At 69.7% G+C, this 23260-nt stretch carries 21 protein-coding genes, 2 tRNA genes and 1 pseudogene; 15 read left to right on the forward strand and 9 right to left on the reverse strand.

The annotated features are described in order from the left end of the window. Window positions 1-76: 76 nt before the first annotated feature. Both ASF18_RS07570 and ASF18_RS07575 read left to right on the forward strand, forming a co-directional pair. Entirely contained in the window at window positions 77-292 is a 216-nt protein-coding gene (locus ASF18_RS07570) for a hypothetical protein (RefSeq protein ID WP_056350545.1), read from the forward strand. Between the two features lie 130 nt (window positions 293-422). Then, window positions 423-944, forward strand: coding sequence for a CAP domain-containing protein (locus ASF18_RS07575; RefSeq protein WP_056350547.1), 522 nt, complete (start codon window positions 423-425; stop codon window positions 942-944). Window positions 945-988: 44 nt separating this feature from the next. Here the strand turns inward: ASF18_RS07575 and ASF18_RS07580 are convergent. The 8 genes and pseudogenes from ASF18_RS07580 to ASF18_RS07615 form a co-directional block, all read right to left on the reverse strand. Then, a pseudogene (locus ASF18_RS07580) lies at window positions 989-1622 on the reverse strand (cyclic nucleotide-binding domain-containing protein). Window positions 1623-1664: 42 nt separating this feature from the next. Next, window positions 1665-1952, reverse strand: a complete 288-nt coding sequence (locus tag ASF18_RS07585; RefSeq protein WP_082487198.1) for a hypothetical protein — start codon at window positions 1950-1952, stop codon at window positions 1665-1667. A 46-nt stretch (window positions 1953-1998) separates the two neighbouring features. Then, window positions 1999-2074: transfer RNA gene (locus tag ASF18_RS07590), tRNA-Val, on the reverse strand. Between the two features lie 154 nt (window positions 2075-2228). After that, window positions 2229-4655: an endopeptidase La gene (gene lon / locus ASF18_RS07595; protein WP_056216760.1), complete on the reverse strand. Its 2427-nt coding sequence runs from the start codon at window positions 4653-4655 to the stop codon at window positions 2229-2231. Window positions 4656-4938: 283 nt separating this feature from the next. Continuing rightward, complete coding sequence (gene clpX, locus ASF18_RS07600) at window positions 4939-6210, reverse strand: ATP-dependent Clp protease ATP-binding subunit ClpX (RefSeq protein WP_055955375.1); 1272 nt, start codon at window positions 6208-6210, stop codon at window positions 4939-4941. 222 nt (window positions 6211-6432) lie between these two features. Next, the gene (locus ASF18_RS07605) at window positions 6433-7059 is read right to left on the reverse strand and encodes an ATP-dependent Clp protease proteolytic subunit (protein ID WP_055955505.1); all 627 of its coding nucleotides are present in this window, start codon (window positions 7057-7059) and stop codon (window positions 6433-6435) included. 132 nt (window positions 7060-7191) lie between these two features. Next, a complete protein-coding gene (gene tig, locus ASF18_RS07610) occupies window positions 7192-8640 on the reverse strand; it encodes a trigger factor (RefSeq protein WP_056217424.1) in 1449 nt (482 codons plus the stop codon). A gap of 174 nt (window positions 8641-8814) precedes the next feature. Further along, window positions 8815-8899 (reverse strand) — tRNA-Leu (locus tag ASF18_RS07615). 230 nt (window positions 8900-9129) lie between these two features. On the opposite strand from ASF18_RS07615, the gene ASF18_RS07620 reads away from it, so the two are divergent. Further along, window positions 9130-10599, forward strand: coding sequence for a multicopper oxidase family protein (locus ASF18_RS07620; RefSeq protein WP_056350549.1), 1470 nt, complete (start codon window positions 9130-9132; stop codon window positions 10597-10599). Here ASF18_RS07620 and ASF18_RS07625 read toward each other — a convergent pair. Further along, a complete protein-coding gene (locus tag ASF18_RS07625) occupies window positions 10596-12101 on the reverse strand; it encodes a bifunctional ADP-dependent NAD(P)H-hydrate dehydratase/NAD(P)H-hydrate epimerase (protein WP_056350551.1) in 1506 nt (501 codons plus the stop codon). The genes ASF18_RS07620 and ASF18_RS07625 overlap by 4 nt on opposite strands. A 217-nt stretch (window positions 12102-12318) precedes the next feature. Here ASF18_RS07625 and ASF18_RS07630 point away from each other — a divergent pair, with 217 nt between their 5' ends. The 12 genes from ASF18_RS07630 to ASF18_RS07685 all read left to right on the forward strand — a co-directional run bounded on the left by ASF18_RS07630 (window position 12319) and on the right by ASF18_RS07685 (window position 22985). After that, entirely contained in the window at window positions 12319-12657 is a 339-nt protein-coding gene (locus tag ASF18_RS07630; RefSeq protein WP_003600526.1) for a P-II family nitrogen regulator, read from the forward strand. A 467-nt stretch (window positions 12658-13124) separates the two neighbouring features. After that, window positions 13125-14537 carry a type I glutamate--ammonia ligase gene (gene glnA, locus ASF18_RS07635; RefSeq protein WP_056350553.1) on the forward strand — a complete coding sequence of 471 codons (1413 nt, stop codon included), beginning with the start codon at window positions 13125-13127 and terminating at the stop codon, window positions 14535-14537. A 190-nt stretch (window positions 14538-14727) separates the two neighbouring features. After that, window positions 14728-15435, forward strand: coding sequence for a hypothetical protein (locus ASF18_RS07640; protein ID WP_056350555.1), 708 nt, complete (start codon window positions 14728-14730; stop codon window positions 15433-15435). A 219-nt stretch (window positions 15436-15654) separates the two neighbouring features. Continuing rightward, a complete protein-coding gene (locus ASF18_RS07645) occupies window positions 15655-16476 on the forward strand; it encodes a quinoprotein dehydrogenase-associated SoxYZ-like carrier (protein WP_244472609.1) in 822 nt (273 codons plus the stop codon). Next, window positions 16454-17071 (forward strand): rhodanese-like domain-containing protein, encoded by a 618-nt coding sequence (locus ASF18_RS07650; RefSeq protein WP_082487201.1) that lies wholly within the window; start codon window positions 16454-16456, stop codon window positions 17069-17071. The genes ASF18_RS07645 and ASF18_RS07650 overlap by 23 nt, the downstream gene beginning before the upstream one ends. Before the next feature lie 36 nt (window positions 17072-17107). After that, the gene (locus tag ASF18_RS07655) at window positions 17108-17497 is read left to right on the forward strand and encodes a thioredoxin family protein (protein WP_056350557.1); all 390 of its coding nucleotides are present in this window, start codon (window positions 17108-17110) and stop codon (window positions 17495-17497) included. Window positions 17498-17506: 9 nt separating this feature from the next. Beyond that, window positions 17507-18226: a cytochrome c biogenesis protein CcdA gene (locus tag ASF18_RS07660; protein ID WP_056350560.1), complete on the forward strand. Its 720-nt coding sequence runs from the start codon at window positions 17507-17509 to the stop codon at window positions 18224-18226. An 81-nt stretch (window positions 18227-18307) separates the two neighbouring features. Beyond that, complete coding sequence (locus ASF18_RS07665) at window positions 18308-18886, forward strand: NAD(P)H-dependent oxidoreductase (RefSeq protein WP_056350562.1); 579 nt, start codon at window positions 18308-18310, stop codon at window positions 18884-18886. Window positions 18887-18959: 73 nt separating this feature from the next. Next, window positions 18960-19298, forward strand: coding sequence for a hypothetical protein (locus ASF18_RS07670; RefSeq protein WP_056350564.1), 339 nt, complete (start codon window positions 18960-18962; stop codon window positions 19296-19298). A gap of 146 nt (window positions 19299-19444) precedes the next feature. Continuing rightward, window positions 19445-21754, forward strand: a complete 2310-nt coding sequence (rnr, locus tag ASF18_RS07675; RefSeq protein WP_056350567.1) for a ribonuclease R — start codon at window positions 19445-19447, stop codon at window positions 21752-21754. A 39-nt stretch (window positions 21755-21793) separates the two neighbouring features. Then, window positions 21794-22285, forward strand: a complete 492-nt coding sequence (locus ASF18_RS07680; protein WP_056269960.1) for a DUF983 domain-containing protein — start codon at window positions 21794-21796, stop codon at window positions 22283-22285. Next, window positions 22230-22985 carry an NUDIX hydrolase gene (locus ASF18_RS07685; RefSeq protein ID WP_056350568.1) on the forward strand — a complete coding sequence of 252 codons (756 nt, stop codon included), beginning with the start codon at window positions 22230-22232 and terminating at the stop codon, window positions 22983-22985. The genes ASF18_RS07680 and ASF18_RS07685 overlap by 56 nt, the downstream gene beginning before the upstream one ends. Window positions 22986-23260 lie beyond the last annotated feature (275 nt).

Raw genomic sequence — 23260 nt, forward strand, 5'->3', positions numbered from 1 at the left:
TCGCGTTCCGCACGCACCATCTCGTCTTCTCCCCGCCGCGCCCTACCCTTCCCGAGGATTCTTCGGGGGGCGACGGATGTCGGGTGTCTTCTTCCTCTACTTCACCGTCTGCCTCGCCCGCGCGCCCGATACCTGCGAGTCGCGCAGGCTCGCCCTCGACGTGGAAGACGCCCCGGCCTGCCTACACGTGGCGCAGCCGCAGCTGGCGCAGTGGATCGGCAGCCATCCCGAATTCCGCATCACCGCCTGGCGCTGCGGCGCGCCGCCCCGCGATCGCGGCACGCGGATCTGACTTTGCCCCGTGACCAGGGAGACACAGGCGCCCCTCCGGCGCGCGAACCCGTGCGGACCGCCGCGTTTTCGCCGCATGGAATGCGGAGGCGAAGGGCCGACAGGCCCATTCCCGAGATCCGTCCGCACCGATGCGCTTTCCCCGTTTCGCCCCTCCGCGCCCGCCGCTCCGCCTCGGCGCGGGCGCCCTCGGCCTCGCCGTCCTGCTGGCGCTGGCCGGCTGCGGCACCCCCACCCTCCTGGCCCCCGACCAACCCACCAGCCTCGTCATCCTGGACGAGCAGGCGGCCGCCGCCGCGATCTCGCGCTACCGGGCGCAGCACGGCCTCGGCCCGGTGGTGATCGATTCGAGCCTGATCCGGGCCGCCTCGTACCAGGCGGCCTCCAACGCGAAGGCCGGCCGCCTCAGCCACGAGATCGGCGGCACCTTCGATTCCCGCATGGCCCAGGCCGGCTTCGGCCGGAGTTACGCCTCGGAGAACCTCAGCGCCGGCTCGGCCACCTTCGACGAGGTGCTGGCCCGCTGGAAGGCCTCGAGCGAGCACAACAAGAACATGCTGATCCCGCAACTCCGGCGCATCGGCATCGCCCGCGTCGACGCGCCGGGCACCCGTTACAAGCGCTACTGGGCCCTGGTGATGGCCGGCGGCTGAGACGTTGCGCACGGGCCTTCGCGGCCGGTGGCGCGGTGCCCCCTTCAGAGCGCCCCGGTCCGCGTCGCGGGTTCCGCCGCCTCGTGGAGCTGGGCGCGCGCCTCCGCGCCCTGGATCAGGCGCTCGCTGGTGAGCTTCAGGAAGGAGAAGCGAAATTCCGGGTTCTGGTCATAGAGCTGCTTGACCTCCGAATAGGAGATCCGCAGGGCCTGCCCCGCCTCGATGCAGACCAGCGAGGCGGTCCGGGTGTTGCTCGGCGAGAGCAATCCGAGCTCGCCGACGACCCCGCCGGCCCGCACCGCGATCCCGTATTCCGGAAGCGACCGCTCTCCACGTCGAACATTTCGCCCGCGTCATCGCCCTGGCGGAAGACGGTCCGCCCCGCCCGGATGCGGACCGCGCGGCCGAAGGGCCGGCGCCAGTCGAGGGAGAGGTCGCCCTCGGCCGCCGCCTCCCTCTGGGGCACGAGGCGCACCATCTGCCAGAGCCGACAGGCGTTGAAGAGGTCTGGATCGCCTCGGTGAGGACCACCGGTCAGCTCCCGATCAGCAGGCCCTAGGTGATGACGGCCACGCTGGGGACGAGGGCGATGATCCGCAGCGGGATCATGGTGGTCATCGCCGAGGCCGTGATGGTGAGAGCCGTGCCGGAATACCCGATGGCCTCGACCCCATCGATGCCGACCCCGGTCATCGCAGGGTTCCGGCCGATCGCGCCCTCTCAGCCCCGCCCATCGTCGGCATCCGCCTCGGCGAGACCATCCTGCAGGGAGCGAATGATGGTCCGCATCTCCGGCACCATGGCGATCGCTTTGGCGATGCGCTGCGCCTCCTCCCGGGTCATCGCGCCCGTGGCCGCATGGGCACCGGCCTCCTCCGAAAAGTAGGTCCAGGCCACGGCCAAGCCCTCTCCGTCCTCGACGCAGAAGCTTCCGTCCCGCTCGACCACGATCCAGGGCGGCGGGAATCCCCGGGCCGGCCTCGCGTGGATCTCGGCATCGTCCGCCACGGGACACCTCAGCGTTGGGGCAGGGTCGCGATCGCCGCGTTGCGACTGGTGGGCGGTGAGGGACTCGAACCCCCGACCCTCTCCGTGTAAAGGAGACGCTCTACCAACTGAGCTAACCGCCCGGAGCGCCGGCCTTCGTCGCGCGGCGCGACGGCTTCGTAGCGGACGCGCGGGCGGGCGCGCAACCCCCTCCCCCGGCGGGCCTTTGGGTCCGGGCATGAAAAAGGCCCCGGCATGCCTGCCGGGGCCTCGTTTCGGGTCAGAGTTGCATCGACCTCAGTGGGCGATGACCGTCGCGGAGTCGTCGTCGGCGATGACCGGGCGGACCTTCGGGGCCGGCTCTTCCCATTCGATCGCCTCGGGGACCCGGACCAGGGCGTGCTGGAGCACCTGGTCCATCCGCGAGACCGGGATGATCTCCATCCCGTTCTTCACGCTGTCGGGCACCTCGGCGATGTCCTTGGCGTTCTCCTCGGGGATGAGGACCGTCTTGATGCCGCCGCGGAGCGCCGCGAGCAGCTTCTCCTTCAGGCCGCCGATGGGGAGCACGCGGCCCCGCAGGGTGACCTCGCCCGTCATCGCCACGTCGCGGCGCACCGGGATGCCCGTCAGCGTCGAGATGATCGCGGTGGCCATGCCGATGCCGGCGGACGGACCGTCCTTCGGGGTCGCCCCCTCGGGAACGTGGACGTGGATGTCCCGACGGTCGAACAGCGGCGGCTCGATGCCGAAGTCGACGGCCCGCGAGCGGACGTAGCTCGCCGCGGCGGAGATCGACTCCTTCATCACGTCGCGCAGGTTGCCCGTCACCGTCATCTTGCCCTTGCCGGGCATCATGACGCCCTCGATCGTCAGCAATTCGCCGCCGACCTCGGTCCAGGCCAGACCCGTGACCACGCCGACCTGATCCTCCTCGTCGATTTCGCCGTAGCGGAACTTCGGCGGGCCGAGGAAGACCGGCAGGTTCTCCTCGGTGACGGCGACAGCCTTCACCTTGGTGATGAGGATCTCCTTCACCGCCTTACGGATCAGATTGGAGATCTCACGCTCCAGGTTGCGGACGCCCGCCTCCCGCGTATAGCGGCGGATGAGCATCAACAGGCCGGAATCGTCGACCTGCCACTCCTTGGCATCGAGACCGTGCTTCTTCACGGCGCCCGGGATCAGATGCTTGCGCGCGATCTCGAGCTTCTCTTCCTCGGTGTAGCCGGCGATGCGGATCACCTCCATGCGGTCCATCAGGGGCGCCGGGATGTTCAGCGTGTTGGCGGTGGTGACGAACATCACGTTCGAGAGGTCGTAATCCACCTCCAGATAGTGGTCGTTGAACGTGGCGTTCTGCTCCGGGTCGAGGACCTCCAGCAGGGCGGCCGACGGGTCGCCCCGGAAGTCCATGCCCATCTTGTCGATCTCGTCGAGCAGGATGAGCGGGTTGGAGGTCTTCGCCTTGCGCATCGACTGGACGATCTTGCCGGGCATCGACCCGATATAGGTCCGGCGGTGACCGCGGATCTCGGCCTCGTCGCGCACGCCGCCCAGCGACATGCGCACGAACTCACGGCCCGTCGCCTTGGCGATGGACTTACCCAGCGAGGTCTTGCCGACGCCGGGAGGACCGACGAGGCACAGGATCGGACCCGTGAGCTTGTTCGCCCGCTGCTGCACGGCGAGGTACTCGACGATCCGCTCCTTCACCTTGTCGAGGCCGAAATGGTCCTCGTCGAGCATGACCTGGGCGCCGAGGAGATCCTTCTTGATCTTCGAGCGCTTGCCCCACGGGATGCCGAGCATCCAGTCGAGGTAGTTGCGCACCACGGTCGCCTCGGCCGACATCGGCGACATCTGGCGCAGCTTCTTGAGCTCCGCCACCGCCTTGTCGCGGGCTTCCTTGGTGAACTTGGTCTTCTCGATCTTCTCCTCGAGCTCGGCCAGCTCGTCCTTACCGTCCTCGGAGTCGCCCAGCTCCTTCTGGATCGCCTTCATCTGCTCGTTCAGGTAGTACTCGCGCTGGGTCTTCTCCATCTGCCGCTTGACGCGGGTCCGGATGCGCTTCTCCACCTGGAGCACGGAGATCTCGCTCTCCATCAGCGACAGCACGCGCTCAAGGCGCTGCGCCACCGTGGGAATCTCCAGGATCGCCTGCTTGTCGGCGATCTTTACGGCGAGGTGCGAGCCCACGGTGTCGGCGAGCTTCGAAGGCTCGTCGATCTGGGTCACCGCGGAGACGACCTCGGGCGAGATCTTCTTGTTGAGCTTCACGTAGTTCTCGAACTCGGCGATGACCGAGCGCGCCAGGGCCTCCGCCTCGACGCTGTCGCCGAGCTCGTCGGTGAGGGTCTCGGCCTCGGCCTCGTAGTAGGTGTCGGACTTGGTGAAGCGGGCGATCTTGGCGCGGCCGGCGCCCTCGACCAGCACCTTCACCGTGCCGTCGGGCAGCTTCAGGAGCTGCAGCACGCTGGCGAGCGTGCCGATCTTGTAGATGGCGTCCGTCGAGGGATCGTCCTCGCTGGCGTTGATCTGCGTCGCCAGCAGGATGTGCCGGTCGGTGCGGACCGCCTCCTCGAGGGCGCGGATCGACTTCTCGCGTCCGACGAAGAGCGGCACGATGATGTGGGGGAACACGACGATGTCGCGCAAGGGGAGGACGGCATAGGAGCCCGTCGAGCCCGGAACGACCGGCTGGCGCGATTTCGATTGAGTCATATCGGACTTCCTCATGATGGACGCCGGGCAGTCACTCCTCCCAGGGAGCAAGCATCCTGCCAGGGGCCGACCGGGCCGCGAGGGGGTCGGAAGTGTCTTAAGGGACGGTCTTGGGAGACAGTCTGGAAAACGGTCTTGGAGGGTGCGGCTGGTGGCGGGACACCGCACCTCAGGGGGTGAGCGTACGGCCGTCGCGCTGAGGCTTCAGATGGAAATCGGGGCGGATGGTTTCAAGCATCCGCCCCGAGGCTCGACCCAGACCTGACGAGACCCGCGCGGGGCCTCAGGCGCTGACGCTGGCCGGGGCTTCCTTGTTGCGGTCGCCGTGGATGTAGAGCGGCCGAGCCTTGCCCTCGACCACCTCGGGGCCGATCACGACCTGCTCGACGGACTCGAGGCCCGGCAGGTCGTACATCGTCTCCAGGAGGATGGTCTCCAGGATGGAGCGCAGGCCGCGGGCGCCGGTCTTCCGCTCGATCGCCTTGCGGGCGACCATGGAGAGGGCCTCCTCCTGGAAGGTCAGGTCGACATTCTCCATCTCGAACAGGCGCTGGTACTGCTTGACCAGGGCGTTCTTCGGCTCCTGCAGGATGCGCTTCAAAGCGGTCTCGTCGAGGTCCTCCAGGGTCGCCAGCACGGGCAGGCGGCCGACGAACTCGGGGATGAGGCCGAACTTCAGCAGGTCCTCGGGCTCCACGTTGCGGAAGATCTCGCCGGTGCGGCGGTCGTCCGGGGCCTGCACGGTCGCGCCGAAGCCGATCGAGGTCCCCTTGCCGCGGGCCGAGATGATCCGCTCGAGGCCCGCGAAGGCGCCGCCGCAGATGAACAGGATGTTGGTGGTGTCGACCTGCAGGAATTCCTGCTGCGGGTGCTTGCGGCCGCCCTGCGGAGGCACGGAGGCGACGGTGCCTTCCATGATCTTCAGCAGCGCCTGCTGCACGCCCTCGCCCGAGACGTCGCGGGTGATCGACGGGTTGTCCGACTTGCGCGAGATCTTGTCGATCTCGTCGATGTAGACGATGCCGCGCTGCGCCCGCTCGACGTTGTAGTCGGAGGCCTGGAGCAGCTTCAGGATGATGTTCTCGACGTCCTCGCCGACGTAGCCGGCCTCCGTCAGGGTCGTGGCGTCCGCCATGGTGAACGGCACGTCGAGGATGCGGGCCAGGGTCTGGGCCAGCAGCGTCTTGCCCGAGCCGGTCGGCCCGATCAGCATGATGTTCGACTTCGCCAGCTCGACGTCGTTGTGCTTCGAGGCGTGGGCGAGGCGCTTGTAGTGGTTGTGGACCGCGACCGAGAGGACCTTCTTCGCGAAATCCTGACCGATGACGTAGTCATCGAGGACGCGGCGGATTTCCTTCGGGGTCGGCACCCCATCGCGCGACTTCACCAGGGAGGATTTCGACTCCTCACGGATGATGTCCATGCACAGTTCGACACACTCGTCGCAGATGAACACCGTCGGGCCCGCGATCAGCTTGCGGACCTCGTGCTGGCTCTTGCCGCAAAACGAGCAGTACAGCGTGCTCTTCGAGTCGTTGCCGCCAGTCTTGCTCATATCGGTCTCCGTTCGCGGGCATGGCGCCGGTCCGGGGCGCACACGCATCCTTCGAATTTAATGGCGTCCGCCTAAAGAAACAGTCACCTGCGCGCATCTGCCGACTTCGATCAGACTGGCGATGCAAGCACGCGACCGCGACGGGATCAAGGCAGGCGCCCAAAAAGCGCCCCGCCTCGAAACGACGCGCCGGGTCGGACGGCCCGGCGGTCCCGGTCGGGCTTACGCGGCGACGGGCTCCGGCCGCTTCTGGATCACCTCGTCGATGAGCCCGAACTCCTTGGCGGCGTCGGCCGTCATGAAGTTGTCGCGCTCCAGTGCCTGAACGATGGTGTCGTAGTCGCGGCCGGTGTGCTTCACGTAGATCTCGTTGAGGCGCTTCTTGAGGGCCTCGATCTCGCGGGCATGGATCAGGATGTCGGTGGCCTGGCCCTGGAAGCCGCCGGAGGGCTGGTGGACCATGATCCGGGCGTTCGGCAGGGCGAAGCGGTGGCCTGGCTCGCCGGCGGTGAGCAGCAGCGAGCCCATCGACGCGGCCTGGCCGACGCAGAGCGTGGTCACGGGGCAGCGGATGAACTGCATGGTGTCGTAGATCGACAGGCCGGAGGTCACGACGCCGCCCGGCGAGTTGATGTAGAAGGAGATTTCCTTCTTGGGGTTCTCGGCCTCGAGGAACAGCAGCTGCGCGACGATCAGCGATGCGCCGTAATCCTCGACCGGGCCGGTCAGGAAGATGATGCGCTCGCGAAGCAGGCGCGAGTAGATGTCGAAGGCACGCTCACCGCGGCTCGACTGCTCGACCACCATGGGCACGAGCGCGCTGTTATAATAGTCGACCGGATCTCTCATCATCACGTGCCCCAGCTACAAGGGGTCCGGCCGCGCCGCGAATCGGGCGCGCACCGGACGTTTCAGCGAACTACGGCGATGGTGAACATCGCCTTACTCTCGAGCCCGCCGCCCTCGTGGGAGCAGCCGGGCTCAATCGGCCTTGGCGACGGCGGGCAGGCCCTCGTCAGTTCCGGTCGAGGCGGACGCGTCGGTCGCGCTCTTCGTCTCGGACTGGCCCTCGGCACCCGCCTCGGCGTCGTCCTCGTCGGCGAACAGCGCCTCCTTCGAGACCGGCTCCTCGGTGAGCGTCACCTGCGCGAGCACGTGGTCGACGACCTTCTCCTCGAAGATCGGCGCACGGAGCTCGGCGAGCGCCTGGGCGTTCTTGCGGTAGAAGTCCCAGACCTGCTGCTCCTGTCCGGGATACTGCCGCACCCGGGCGATCAGCGCCTGGTTCACCTCGTCGTCCGAGACCTTGATATCGGCCGTCTCACCGACCTGTGCAAGCACCAAGCCGAGGCGGACGCGACGCTCGGCGATTTTGCGGTACTCGGCGGTCGCCTTCTCCTCGGTGGTGCCCTCGTCCTCGAAGGTCTTCTCGCGGGACTTCAGGTCCTGCTCGACCTGGGCCCAGACGGCGGCGAATTCCTGGTGGACGAGGCTCGGGGGCAGCTCGAAGGCGTACTTCGTGTCGAGGGCGTCGAGCAGGTCCTTCTTGAGCTTGCGGCGGGACTGCGCCTCGAAGTCGCTGCCGATGGCGGTGGAGACCGCCTCCTTGAGCTTCTCGAGGGACTCCATGCCGAAGGTCTTGGCGAGCTCGTCGTCGATCTTGGTCTCGCCCGGGGCCTGGATCGCCGTGACGGTCACGTCGAACTCGGCATCCTTGCCGGCGAGGTGGGCGGCGCCGTAGGCCTCCGGGAAGGTCGACTTCACGACGCGCTTGTCACCGACCTTGGCGCCGACGAGCTGCTCCTCGAAGCCGGGGATGAACGAGCCGGAGCCGAGCTCCAGGTCGATGCCCTCGCCCGTGCCGCCCTCAAACTCGGTGCCGTCGATGCGGCCGACGAAGTCGATGGTGACGCGGTCGCCGGTCTCGGCGGCGGCACCCTCCTCGCGGGGGGCGAAGGCGCGGTTGGAGGAGGCCATGCGGGTGATGGCCTCGTCGACCTCCGCGTCGGAGGGCTTGGCCACCTGCTTCGTCAGGCTGACGTCGGACAGGTCGACGAGCTCGAAGGTGGGCAGCACCTCGAGGGCGACGTTGAACGAGACGTCGTCCTTGGCGTCGAGGGCGCGCTCGACGATCGACTGCTCGCCGGGGAACTCGATCTTGGGCTCGAGGGCGAGCTTGAGGTTGTTCTCCGTGACGATCTTCTGGTTCGCCTCGTTGACGGCGTTCTGCAGCACGTCGGCCATGACCGAGCGGCCGTAGAGCTTGCGCAGATGCGCGACCGGCACCTTGCCGGGACGGAAGCCCTTGATCTGGGCCTTGTCCTTGAGGGTCGACAGCTCGCTGGTCAGGCGCTCCTCGAGCTCGTTCGCGGCGAGCAGGACCTGAAACTCGCGCTTCAGTCCCTGGGAGAGTGTCTCGGTCACCTGCATGGTCGTCTTTCCGCTGTCGTCCGTGTGATCGCGCAAATTCGGTTGGTCCCTCGCGGCCCGCTCCTGCGGGCCCCACGAGGTCGGCGCCGGAACGATGCGCCGCCGGGGGCCGGCTTCGTGCAGCGGGCCGGCCGGCCATCGCACTGAGCCAATCCGTTCCCGATGGCGATGGACTGGTGCGGGCGGAGGGGCTCGAACCCCCACGTCTTGCGACACTGGAACCTAAATCCAGCGCGTCTACCAGTTCCGCCACGCCCGCAAGCGCCAACGCCCGGCGCGCTTTCCGCCGCCAGAGCGGGGTCCTATAGCACGCGCGCCACGGGCCGCAGCAAAAAAATCGGGGCCTGCCGCCGATCGCTCCCGGCATCGGCGACCGCCGCCGGGGGGCGATTTGGCGTCCGCCGAATCCGCATTCTACAAGCGCTGCCCGGACCGCGATCACCGCCTGGACGCGCGCCGCGCCCTGCCCTCCCCCGATGCCGAGGTTTCATGCCGAACACCCGATCGCTCGTCCCGAACGATCCCGTCTCGGCCTCGCGCCGCGCCCTGCTGGGCGGCGTCGCGGCCCTGGCCCTGTTGCCCCGCGGCGCCCGTGCGCAGGGGACGAAGGCGCCGTCCGCCCCGGCCGCTTCAATGCCCGCCCCGGCCGCTGCGGGCCCCGCCCGCACCCTGACGGCGGCCCCCGGCACCCTGCGCCTGAAACCCGAGCCGGCCGCCGCGACGCCGGTCTGGTCGTTCGACGGCCAGGCCGCGCCGCCCGTGGTGCGGATCCGGCTCGGCGAGACGGCGCGGCTTAAGGTCGAGAACAGGACGGACAAGCCGCTCAGCCTGCACTGGCACGGGGTGCGCAACCAGAATCCCATGGACGGCGTCGGCGGCGTCACCCAGGCGCCGATCGCCCCGGGCGCCGACTTCACCTACGCGTTCGTGCCGCCGGATGCCGGCACCTTCCTGATTCGTCCGCTGGTGGTCGGCGGCTCGAGCGAGCCCTCGGGCCGGGGCCTCGCCGGCGCCCTGGTGGTCGAGGAGGCCACGCCCCCGGCCGTGGACCAGGACCTGACCCTGCTGATGCAGGACTGGCGGCTCGACGACGCGACGACCCTGCTGCCCTTCGGCCAGCCGCTCTTCGCGGCGAGCTCGGGGCGCCTCGGCAGCCTCGTCACCCTGAACGGCGTGCCGGTGCCGGCCCCGATCACGGCCCGTCCGGGCAGCCGCCTGCGCCTGCGCCTCGGCAACGTCTGCAACGCCCGCGGCACCCGCATCCGCTTCGACGGCGTGAAGGTCTACGTGCTGGCGGTCGACGGCCAGCCCACCGACACCTTCGAGCCCCTGCGCGCCACCCTGCCCTTCCCGCCCGGCACCCGCTACGACCTCATGCTCGACATGCCCACCGAGGCCGGCGCCAAGGGCGCGATCACGGCGCTGATCGGCAACGGCATCGCGCTCGCGACCCTCTCGACCACGGCGGAAGCCGCCGCACCGCCGCGACCGCCGATCGCCAAGATCGGCGACAATCCCCTGCTGCCGGCCGAGGTGAAGCTGCAGAACGCGGTCCGGCGGGACATCACCCTCACGGGGGGCGCCCGCCTCGACAAGGACAAGCCCGCCGCCGAGCCGGTCTATACCGGCGACCCGTCCCGGGTCTGGTCGGTGAACGGCGCCCCCGGCACGGCCGGGATGGCGCCGCTCTTCTCGGTCAAGCGCGGCCAGGTGGTGGTGCTGGCGATCCGGAACGAGACCGCCTTCCCGCAGTCGCTGCACCTGCACGGCCACGTCTTCCGGCTGCTCCACCCCCTCGACGACGGCTGGGAGCCCTACTGGCTCGACACCTTCCAGCTTCTCGAAGGCCGCACGGCGCGGATCGCCTTCAAGGCGGACAATCCGGGGCGCTGGCTCATCAGCGCCACGGTGCTGGAGCGGTTCGACACCGGGCTGTGGACCCTGTTCGAGGTCACCTAGGCCCCGAGCAGCGCGCGGAGAACCTCGGGCATCCTCTCCGGCAGGTCCTCGGCGATCAGGCCCGGCCCGTGGCGCAGACCCGCATCGCCGTGGAGCCAGACCGCCGCGGCCGCCGCCTCGAACGGGTCCATCCCCTGGGCCAGGAGCCCGGCGACGAGGCCGGCCAGGACGTCGCCGGCGCCGGCGGTGCCGAGATAGGGCGTGCCGTGATCGTTGATGGCGGCCCGGCCATCGGGGGCGGCGACGACCGTGTCGGCGCCCTTGAGGACCACGACGGCGCCGGCCAGGGCAGCGGCGCGGCGGGCGCGCGTCAGCTTGTCCGCCTCCGGATCGACCGCGTCCGTACCCTCGAACAAGCGGGCGAACTCGCCCTCGTGCGGCGTCAGCACCGCGGCGGACCCGCCATCGGAGAGGTGGGCCCCCAGGAGGGCGGCCTGCCCCGTGAAGCTCGTCAGGGCGTCGGCGTCGAGGACGAGGGTGCGCCCCGCCGCGGCCGCCACCGCCACGAGATCGCGGGTGGCCGCGCCGATTCCGAGGCCCGGGCCGGCCAGGACCACGTTGAGGCGCTCGTCCACGAGGAGGTCGTCGAGGTCGTCGGCGCTGTCGCAGGCGCGCAGCATGACGGCGGTGCAGTGGGCGGCGTTCTCCGCCAGGGCCGCGCTCGGCGAGACCAGGGTGACGAGGCCGGCGCCCACGCGCAGCGCGGCGCGGGCCGCCATCCGGGCCGCCCCCGTGCGATAGGCGGGGCCGGAGAGGACGAGGGCGTGCCCGCGCGTGTACTTGTGGCTCGCGGCGCTCAGCCGCGGGAAGGCCGCGTCCCAGAGGCCCGGGCCGTTGCGCCAGGACGGCGCGGCTCCGGCCAGGCCCGCCTCCAGCGCGTCCGCGCCGGTCCCGATCTCGGCCACCCGCAGGGTGCCGCAATGGCTCCGTCCGGGCTGGAGCAGGTGTCCGGGCTTCAGGGCCACGAAGGTGACGGTCTCGGTCGCCAGCACCGCGACGCCGCGCACGGCGCCGGTGTCGCCGTCGATCCCGCTGGGCACGTCGACGGCGAGGACGGGGCAAACGGCCTGCCCGAGCCGGTTCACCAGGGCGGCGACGTCCCCCTCGAGATCGCGTGCGAGACCTGCGCCGAACAGGGCGTCGACGACGAGGCCGTAGGCCGAGAGATCGCCGACCGCCGAAAGCGCGAGCACCGGTCCAATCCAGGCCTTCGCCGCCTCGGCCGCATCGCCGGACAACGCCGCGGGCGGCACCAGCCCGGCCAGGTCGACCGGATGGCCGGCCTCGACGAGGCGGCGGGCCGCCACGTAGCCGTCGCCGCCGTTGTTGCCGGGTCCGCACAGGACGAGGATGCGCGCACCCGCCCCGGCCAGCACGCGGGCCCGCTCCGCCACGGCGGCCCCGGCCCGCTCCATCAGGGCGAGGCCGGGGGTTCCGGCCGCGATCGCGGCCGCATCGACCCGGCGCATCGCCTCGACGTTGAGCAGATGCAGGGTGGTCATGGGGGATTCCTTCTGGAATGCGTGCCGGGATGTCTGCCGGTTGCTCGTCTGGGGCTCATGAAACGGCCTCAGGCCCGCCATCCGCTCAAACGATTTGCGGCACCTGCATGTTTGTTGTGCAGTTTTCCGCCCTCACCGAACAAATCGGCGTGGCGAAGGCGGGACGGCGATGATACCAACGATGGATCAAGAAGCATCGAGGTCAGGCCCGCCCGGCATGAAGAAGATCGAAGCGATCATCAAGCCTTTCAAACTGGACGAGGTGAAGGAAGCTCTGCAGGAGGTCGGCCTCCAGGGCATCACCGTGATCGAGGCGAAGGGTTTCGGACGCCAGAAGGGCCACACCGAACTCTATCGCGGGGCCGAGTACGTGGTCGACTTCCTTCCCAAGGTGAAGCTCGAGATCGTCCTGTCGGATGCCCTCGTGGAGGGCGCCGTCGAGGCGATCCGCAAGTCGGCCCAGACCGGGCGCATCGGCGACGGCAAGATCTTCGTTTCGACCATCGAGGAAGCCATCCGCATCCGCACCGGCGAGACCGGGACCGACGCGATCTGAGGCCTCGGGCCCCGACCCGGACGCCCGGCGAAAGACTCCGCCCCGTGGACGATCGACGGGAAGGCCTCGCGCGGACACCCCCTCGGCCTGGATCCGGCCTCGTTCCCGGAGAGGCGCCCCGGAGGTCCCGCCGCACCGCTCGGCGCGCTCCGATTCTCCCCCGCCATGCGGACAGACGCGCGCGGCGTCACGGACATCCGATCCCATCAGGGCTCTCCGACCTGCCAAGACGGCCGAAAGGCGGATCTAAGTTTCTGTTTTTGCGTCTGTTCTCGCGGCGGCCCGGTGCCGAGCGCCGAGAAATTGCGCTGGCCCGGACGCTCCACCTGCGCTAAACGCTCGACGCCCAAGACGCTCCACGCCCGCGACGCTCGACGGCTAAGACCCTTCCGCTCTGCGGCGCGCCGGCGCACGCTGCGGCAAAACCACGGCCGCAACGGGCCGAGACATGAAGGAGACCCCCAAGGATGGCCAAGACAGCAGCCGACGTCCTGAAGGAAATCAAGGACAACGACGTCAAGTACGTCGACCTTCGGTTCACCGATCCGCGCGGTAAGTGGCAGCACGTCACGTTCGACGTCTTGCTGATCGACGACGAGATGTTCTCCGAAGGCACGATGTTCGACGGCTCGTCGATCGCCGGCTGGAAGGCCATCAACGAATCCGACATGCTGCTGATGCCGGACCCGGCCACCGCCTGCATGGATCCGTTCTTCTCGGCCTCGACCATGTCGATCGTCTGCGACGTGCTCGAGCCCTCCACCGGCGCGCCCTACAGCCGCGACCCGCGCGGCACCGCCAAGCTGGCCGAGGCCTTCCTGAAGTCCACCGGCATCGGCGACACCATCTATGTCGGCCCCGAGGCCGAGTTCTTCGTGTTCGACGACGTGAAGTTCGGCTCCGACCCGTACCACACCGGCTTCCAGCTCGATTCGACCGAGCTGCCGACCAACGGCTTCACCGACTACGAGGGCGGCAACCTCGGCCACCGCGTCGCCACCAAGGGCGGCTACTTCCCGGTGCCGCCGCAGGATTCGGCGCAGGACATGCGCGGCGAGATGCTGGCCGCCATGCAGTCCATGGGCGTGAAGGTCGAGAAGCACCACCACGAGGTGGCGTCCGCCCAGCACGAACTGGGCATGAAGTTCGACACCCTGACGCTCCTCGCCGACCACATGCAGATCTACAAGTACTGCATCCATCAGGTCGCCCAGAGCTACGGCAAGACCGCGACGTTCATGCCGAAGCCCGTCTACGGCGACAACGGCTCGGGCATGCACGTGCACCAGTCGATCTGGAAGGACGGCAAGCCGCTCTTCGCCGGCGACAAGTACGCCGACCTCTCGCAGGAGTGCCTCTGGTACATCGGCGGCATCATCAAGCACGCCAAGGCGCTGAACGCCTTCACCAACCCGTCGACCAACTCCTACAAGCGCCTGGTACCCGGCTACGAAGCCCCCGTGCTGCTCGCCTACTCGGCGCGCAACCGCTCGGCCTCCTGCCGCATCCCGTGGACGACGAACCCGAAGGCCAAGCGCGTCGAGGTCCGCTTCCCCGACCCGATGGCGAACCCCTACCTCGCCTTCTCGGCCCTGCTGATGGCCGGCCTCGACGGCATCATCAACAAGATCGATCCGGGCGCGGCCATGGACAAGGATCTCTACGACCTGCCCCCGCGCGAGTTGAAGAAGATCCCCACCGTCTGCGGCTCGCTCCGTGAGGCCCTGCAGAACCTCGACCGCGACCGCGCCTTCCTCAAGGCCGGCAACGTCTTCACCGACGACCAGATCGACTCCTTCATCGAGCTGAAGATGACGGAGGTCATGCGCTACGAGATGACCCCGCACCCGGTCGAGTTCACGATGTACTACTCGCTCTGAGAGCGACCGAGCCGGGCCGCGCGCCCGGCTCACCGGATGACGGCGCAACGCCGGGGCTTCGCGCGGGGCTCCGGCGTTGCGCGTTTCCGACGACCTGCGGAATCCCGACTGTGGGTCGCGGCAGGCCCCGAAGGCGGAACCATGACCCTGCCAGCGGGCTTGCCGCCCCGACGTGAGGGCCGGGACCGGGATGCAGACGGACGACCAGATTCAGCGATCCCGGCGGAGCGACCGCCTGGAGCGTACCAACGCCCTGGTGCAGACCCTCGCGATCCTCGCGGCCGGCGCATGGGCGGTCTACACCTTCATCTACGAGGCCCGGATCAAGCCGGCCCTTGAGCCGCCCGCCGTCTCGGTGACCACGAGCCTCGTGCGGGCCGGCGAGCGCGACCGGCACGTCGCCATCCGCTCCACGGTGACGCGCAAGAACGTCGGCCAGACCGGCGTGCGCGTACTCGGCCTCGTCTACAACGTCACGGGGGTACGGGTTCGCTTCGATGCGTCCTCCAGCGGCAAGCCCGAGGACGGGCAGGCGTCGGCGGATCGCACACGGACGGCGCGCGCCTACGACTTCGCGGGTTCCGGCGAGGCGATCCTGCGCGAGGGCCGGCTGTTCGCCGGCGCCACCGCGGCGGGGGGCGAGCCCTCCGATCTGAATCCCGGCGAGTCGGTCTCGCGCGACCTCATCGTCTATGCCGACCGCGACCGCTTCGACTTCGTCCGCTTCGAGGTCAGCCTCGCCTACACCAAGGGCGACGAGCCCCCGGTGCTCCTGACCTTCGAGACCGCCCCGAACGGGACCCTTGCGTTGAAGCCCGACGCGGATTGCCGGGCGGACCCGCAGACCTGCGATCGGCTCAAGACCACGGATTTCGGCACGGAATTCTCGCTCTGGTAAGGGCAAGCGACACGGCGACATCGATTCAGCGACGAAGACGGATGCCTCGACGAATCGAACGCCCTGACGTGCCCGACGCCTCGTCACGCAATCTTGCGCACGATATTTCCGCGCACCACCACCCGAAATCGGACTTTCCCCGCGCCTTGGCGTAAGCAGGCTGCAAAGGCCTCCGCAATCGCGAGACGGCCTGCACGATCGTGCGAGGAGTGAAACGCCATGCGGATGTCCCACCGCGCCGCCGCCCTGAGCGCCGGCCTGTTCCTCGCGGCCCTGGCCGCGCCCGTGACCGCCTGGGCCGCCGCGGGCGACGATGCGGCCGAGCGCGACGCGCGCTGGAAAGACCTGCAGCAATCGATCTTCGGAAACCGCCCGTTGGAGACCGCCAAGCCGCTGGTGCGGATGGACCTGCCGGACCGAGCCAACGATGCCTCCCTGGTGCCCCTGACCCTGACGATCGCCGACAAGGACCGGATCAAGGGCCTCTACCTCGTCATCGACGACAATCCGGCGCCGCTGGCCGCGCACTTCACCTTCGGCCCCGCCGCCGATCCGGAGGAGCTGAAGCTGCGCGTCCGGGTCAACACCTACACCAACGTCCACGCGGTCGCGGAGACCAAGGACGGCGCGCTCGTGCAGACCACCCAGTTCGTGAAGGCCTCCGGCGGCTGCTCGGCGCCCATGGGGATGACCGACGAGGAGGCGATGAAGGGCATGGGCGACATGCGCCTGAAATTCGCCGATGCGGCCCCGGGCAAGCCCATCGCCGCGACCCTGATGATCCGCCATCCGAACTTCACCGGCCTGCAGATGAATCAGGTCAGCCGCGAGTACACGCCCGCGCGCTACATCAACCGGATCAGCGTCACTTACGGCGGCAAGAACGTCTTCGTCATGGAGGGCGACATCTCGATCTCGGCCAACCCGGTGATCAATTTCGCCATGCTGCCGGAGGGCAAGGGTCCGGTCACGGTGGTGACGCAGGACAACCAGGGCGGACGCTGGGAGCGCAGCTTCGATGCACCGGTCGCCAGCAACTGAGCGCCTCCGCGGGGCCGCGGCCGCCTTCCTGGTGGCTTGCCTGCCCGCCACGGTTCTGACCGCCGCGTCCCCGGCGGACTCGCCGGTCGACGTGCCCGAGCCCGCCGGCCTGTGGGAAGGCGCGCTCCAGGGCTACACCCCCAAGACCCTGGCGGGCGCCACGGTCTTGGACGGGCCTCAACTCGACGCCCTGATCGCGGGCGGGTCGGCCGTGCTGATCGACGTGTCCGAGGCCGGCCCAACGCCGCCGAACCAGCCGGCTGGACGCCTGTGGCGGCCGATCCACCGGGCCATCCCGGACAGTACCTGGCTGCCGGGGGCCGGGTCCGGGACCCTCACCCCTCCGGAACAGACCGCGCTGGCCGACCGGATCGCGGCCCTGACGCAGGGGGACCGCGGCCGGGCGATCGTCACCTACTGCCACCCGGATTGCTGGGGCAGCTGGAACCTCGGCAAGCGCCTGATCGGGCTCGGCTACCGGAACGTCCACTGGTATCCCGAGGGAATCGAGGGCTGGCAGGAGCGCCACGACACGGCGGCGATCCACCCCGACGAAACCTGGACGCGACGCGCCCAGGACGGCGCCGGGCCCTGAGGCCCGATTCACATCCAAGCCGAGGCAAGCCCTTCCATGCTTTACCGCCGCTCGCTCCTCGCCCTCCTCACGCTCGCGCCCCTCGCCCTGTCTGGGCCGGCCGCCGCCGAAACGGTGCCCTTTACGCCCGAGGCCTTCGCGGCCGCGCAGAAGGCGGGCAAGCCGATCCTCATCGAGGTCAGCGCGCCCTGGTGCCCGATCTGCAAGACCCAGAAGCCGATCCTGGCCAAGCTCGCCGAGCAGCCCCGGTTCAAGGACCTCGTCATCTTCGACGTCGACTTCGACACCCGCAAGGACGTGCTGCGACAGTTCAACGCCCGCATGCAGAGCACCCTGATCGCCTTCAAGGGCGAGACCGAGACCGGCCGCTCGGTGGGCGAGACTCAGCCCGAGTGGATCGAGGGCCTCGTCGAGAAGACGCTTTAGGACGCTCCGATGGGCGCGAGCCTGGGACTGGCCTTCCTCGCCGGCCTGCTGTCGGTGCTCTCACCCTGCGTGCTGCCGCTGCTGCCGCTGGTCCTCGGCGCCGCCGCCTCCGAGCACCGGTTCGGGCCCCTGGCACTCGCCGGGGGTCTTGCCCTCTCCTTCGTGGCGATCGGCCTGTTCGTGGCCACGATCGGCTTCGGCCTGGGGCTCGACACCGGGATCTTCCGGACGGGCGCCGCCATCCTGATGATCCTGCTCGGCCTCGTGCTGATGCTGCCGGCGGCGCAGACTCGCCTCGCCGTCGCCGCCGGTCCGCTGAGCAACTGGACCGAGGCACGCTTCGGCGGGCTCGCCACCGCCGGCCTCTCGGGGCAGTTCGGCGTCGGCCTCCTCCTTGGCGCGGTCTGGAGCCCCTGCGTCGGACCGACCCTCGGGGCTGCCTCGCTCCTGGCCTTCCAGGGGCGCGACCTCGGCGCCGTCGCCCTCACCATGGTTCTGTTCGGCCTTGGAGCCGCCCTGCCCCTCTGCATCCTCGGCACCCTGTCCCGCGCCACCCTGGTGGGCTGGCGCGAGCGGATGATGGGCCTCGGCAAGGGCCTCAAGATCGCCCTCGGCCTCATCCTCGTGGTGACGGGACTCGCGATCGTGCTCGGCGTCGACAAGGCGCTGGAAACGCGCCTCGTCGACGCCTCGCCCGACTGGCTCACGCGGCTGACGACGCGGTTCTGACGGCGGAGCCCGCCGGGCGGTGGGCTTGGAGCGCGCCGGCACCCCGGCGTATCCAGGAACGGCATCCCCGGAGGTCCTCCCATGTCCCTCGTCGTCCCCGTCATTCTCGGCTCCGTCCGCTCCGACCGGCAGGGCCTGCGCGCTGCCCGCTTCGCCATCGGTGAACTGGAGCGCCGCGGCATCGAGGCGCCCCTGGTGGACCCGGCCGAGCTGAAGCTCCCCCTCCTCGACCGGATGTACAAGGAATACCCGAAGGGGGAGGCCCCGGCCGTCCTCGAAGACCTGGCGACGCTCTACCGGCGCGCGGACGCCTTCCTGGTCGTCTCGGCCGAGTACAACCATGCGATCCCGCCCGCCCTCTCGAACACCCTCGACCACTTCCTGGAGGAGTATTCCTGGCGGCCCTCCGGCATCGTCTGCTATTCGGCCGGCCAGTACGGCGGCGTGCGCGCGGCGATGCAGCTCCGAGCGATGCTGGCCGAGCTCGGCGCCTCGAGCATCCCCTCGCTCCTACCGATTCCCCGCGTCGGCAAGGCCCTGGACGAGGCCGGGGCGGCCCAGGACGAGTGGCTGCCGAAGGCCGCCAAGCGCTTCCTCGACGAGTTGGTCTGGTACGCCGAGGCCCTGCGGGCGCAGCGGGCGAAGGGAACGCCCTACTGAGAGTCATCGTGATCCGGGCTGGCGCGAGGCTTGCCCTCGGGTTGGGACCGATCCCTCGCGCCGAGCGCCCTTCATGTCCGAGACCACCACGGAACTTCGCACGCTCCTCGCCAACCTCGTGCGGGCCGCCCTCATGTCGGACGACCGGGCCAGCGCCCTCTGGCGCGAGGCCGCTCGGCAGGGTCAGGCGAAGCTGGCCGCGGCCCCCGCCCGGACCGAGGGCCTGACCATCGAGGGCTTCTGGACCCAGGGCGTGCGCGAGGCCGAGGCCCCGGAATATCGCGAGGCCGAGGGACAGGTGGAATTCGGCTTCCCGGCCCTGTGCCCGTTCACCCTGGCCGAACTCGTTGCGCCCGGCTTCGACGTCGATGCGGCGGTCGAGCGCCTGCGCAAGTCGGCTGCCACCGGCTGAACCATGTTGAGGGCCGGGCCCGCGCCGTTGCCGGGGCGGGGTCCAGCGCCCATGTTACGGAGCAGACGTCGGGGTGCGCTCCCGCCCCCCGGCGAGACACGTCCTCTTCGCGTATGGCTTCGCGCCCACGCAGCGAGCCGGATCCCTTGGCAAAACGCATCCATCCCAATCCCGGCGCCGCCGGCCTTCCCTCCCGGGAGCAGATCCTCGCCTTCATCGCCGCCTCCACCGAGACGGTCGGCAAGCGCGAGATCGCGGCGGCCTTCAACATCAAGGGCGCCGACCGGATCGGCCTCAAACGCATCCTGAAGGAGATCGAGGAGGACGGCGCCATCGCCCGCGGGCGCGGCGGGCTCGCGCCCTCCGGCCGCCTGCCGCCGGTGGTGCTCGCCGACATCACCGCCCGGGACCGCGACGGCGAGTTCCTGGCGAGCCCCGCCGAGTGGGACGTCGGCAACGGCGCCACCCCGAAGATCACCGTCGCCACGCCCCGCGGCGGCAAGCGCCCGGGCCAGCCGGCGCCGGGCATCGGCGACCGGGTGCTGCTGCGCGTCGAGGCCAGCGCCGGCGAGCCAGGCCGTTACACCGGCCGCGTCATCAAGGTGCTGGGCAAGAGCAAGTCGGACATCATCGGCGTCTTCCGCGCCGGCCCCGAGGGCGGGCGGATCATCCCCGTCGAGAAGCGGGCACAGGGCCGGGAAGTCTCGATTCCCGCCGGCGAAGAGGGGGACGCCCGCGACGGCGACCTCGTCAGCGTCACCCTTCAGCGCGAGAGCCGCTTCGGCTTGGCCCAGGGCCGGGTGCGCGAGCGCCTCGGGTCGCTGGGCTCGGAGAAGGCCGTCAGCCTCATCGCGCTGCACCTTCACCACATCCCGCACGTCTTCGCCGCCGCCACCCTGGCGGAGGCCGACGCCGTGGTACCGGTGGGGCTCGCGGGCCGCGAGGATTGGCGCACCGAACCGCTGCTCACCATCGACCCGCCGGACGCCAAGGACCACGACGACGCCGTGATGGCGACGTCGGATCCCGACCCGGCCAACGCGGGCGGGTTCGTCGTCACCGTGGCGATCGCCGACGTCGCCGCCTACGTGCGTCCGGGCTCGGCCCTCGACCGCGAGGCTTTGGTGCGCGGCAACTCGGTCTATTTCCCGGACCGCGTCGTGCCGATGCTGCCCGAGCGCATCTCCAACGACCTCTGCTCCCTGCGGGAGGCCGAGGACCGGCCGGCGCTGGCCGTCCGCATGGTGATCGCCGCCGACGGCACGAAGCGCCGGCACAGTTTTCACCGGGTGATGATGCGCTCGCGGGCCAAGCTCAGCTACGCCCAGGCCCAGGCCGCCATCGACGGCTTCGCCGACGACGTCACCGCCCCCCTCCTCGAGCCCGTGCTGCGACCCCTCTGGGAGGCCTACGCCGCCCTGCGCGAGGCCCGCGACGCCCGCGGACCGCTGGCCCTCGACCTGCCCGAGCGCAAGGTGCTGCTTGACGCGGACGGGGCGGTCGACCGCGTGGTGGTCCCGGCCCGCCTCGATGCGCACCGCCTCATCGAGGAGTTCATGATCCAGGCCAACGTCGCGGCCGCCGAAACCCTCGAGCAGGCGCGCCAACCCCTGATCTACCGGGTGCACGACGAGCCGGCCCTCGAGAAAATGCGGGCCCTCGGCGAGGTCCTGGCCTCCATCGGCATCAAGCTGCCGAAGGAAGGCATCCTGCGCCCGGCCCTGTTCAACCGCATCCTCGCCACCGTGGCGGAGACCGAGCACGCCATCTTCATCAACGAGGTCGTCCTGCGTTCGCAGGCCCAGGCGGTCTACGCCGCGCAGAACCTCGGCCATTTCGGCCTCAACCTCCGGCGCTACGCCCACTTTACCTCGCCGATCCGGCGCTACGCCGACCTGATCGTCCACCGGGCCCTGATCTCCGCCTGCCGCCTCGGCTCGGACGGCCTGTCCTCCGAGATGTCCGTGGCGGCCCTCGACCAGATCGGCGAGCAGATCTCGGCCGCCGAGCGGCGGGCCATGGCGGCCGAGCGGGAAACCATCGACCGTCTCATCGCCCATCACCTCGCCGACCGGGTCGGCGCGACCTTCACCGGGCAGATCTCCGGCGTCACACGGTCCGGCCTCTTCATCAAGCTCGACGAGACCGGGGCCGACGGCTTCGTGCCGATCTCCACCATCGGGGCCGACTATTACCGGCACGACGAGGCCAAGCACGCCCTGGTCGGCGAACGCTCGGGCGAGACCCATCGCCTGGGCGACCGGGTCGAGGTCCGCCTGGTGGAGGCGGCCGCGGTGGCGGGGGCCCTGCGCTTCGAACTGCTCTCGGAGGGACGGGCTCGGCCGGAACGCAATGCGCGCCCCGGGCCGAACCGCTCGGTCCGCAAGCCCGGCGCGTCCGGCCGGCCGCCCGGCATCCGCAACACCGGGTCGCGCCATCGCGGCTCGCGCCGTTGAGGGGAAGGGTCTAGGCTGGGCGCAACGCGAGGAGCCGAGATGACGGACACGATCGAACCGGTCCATGGCGAACGCACCCCGCTGGTGCGATCGCTGGCGCGTGGCTTCATCGGCCGCTGCCCACATTGCGGCGAAGGCCGGATCTTCGGCCGCTTCCTCAAGGTCCGGCCGCATTGCGATGTCTGCGACCTCGAACTGGCGCATCACCGGGCCGACGACCTGCCGCCCTACATCGTCATCTTCATCGTCGGCCACATCGTCGGGTACTTCCTCCTCGAGACCGAGACGAACTACGACGTGCCCCTCTGGTTTCAGCTGACATTCTGGCCCCTCGTGACCCTGCTCGCGTCGCTGGCGCTGCTGCAGCCGGTGAAGGGCGCGGTGGTCGGGCTTCAATATGCGCTTGGCATGCACGGCTTCGCCACGCTACCGGTGCCGGGGACGGTGACGGGGCCGCAGGGCGAGGAGAGGCCGCATGGACCAGGCGACGGGCGTGCGGTCGACCGAGCCGCCGGATTCGGGCCCGCCTGAGGCGCAGGCCCGCAAGGCGGGCCTGCGACCGCGCAACGCCGCGACCCTGATCCTCCTCGACCGGAGCAAGCGCGCGCCGCGGATCCTGATGGGGCGCCGCCATGCCGGCCTCGCCTTCATGCCCGGTAAGTTCGTGTTTCCCGGTGGCCGGATCGAACCGGGCGACCGGCATATGCCGGTGGCCGGCGCTTTGCCGGCGCGCAGCCACGACGCCCTCGCGGTGAAGGTCGCGCGCGGCGGAGAGGGGCTCGGCCGCGGGCTCGCCCTCGCGGCGATCCGCGAGACCTACGAGGAGACCGGTCTCCTGCTCGGAACGCGCGACTACGGCCCCCCCGACACCGCCCCCGCCGGAACCTGGACCGCCTTCCGCGAGGCCGCCGTGCTACCGGATCTCGAGGCCCTGCACTTCGTCGCCCGGGCGATCACCCCTCCGGGCCGGCCGCGCCGGTTCGACACGCGCTTCTTCGCGGCGGACCGGAGCGCCATCGCGCAAGAGATCCCCGGCGTCGTCTCGCCCGACTCGGAGCTTGTGGAACTCGCCTGGGTGAGCTTCGCGGAGGCGCGCGCCCTCGATCTGCCCCGCATCACTCGGGTCGTCATCGACGACCTCGAAGCGCAGGCCAAGGGCGGCTTCGCGCCCTACCGGACGATCCCGTATTACTACGAGCGGAACGGCAAGCGTCAGCGTGAAACCCTATAGACGGAACCGCTTTCCTCTCGACGCCGTTGATGAACAACAGATCGTGAGGAAGGGAACCGGACAATGTTGAAGGGCGGATTGCTTTGGCTGATCGGTATCCCGATCCCCATCATCCTGCTGATCTACTTTTTCACGTCTTGGTTGCGCTAGCAACACGAAGCCGATGAACGTCGAAAGCCCGCCCTGGATTTCACCGGGGCGGGCTTTTTGTAGAGTTTGGTTGCGGGGACAGGATTTGAACCTGTGACCTTCAGGTTATGAGCCTGACGAGCTAC

The sequence above is a fragment of the Methylobacterium sp. Leaf89 genome, from assembly GCF_001422215.1.
Classification (GTDB): Bacteria; Pseudomonadota; Alphaproteobacteria; order Rhizobiales; family Beijerinckiaceae; genus Methylobacterium.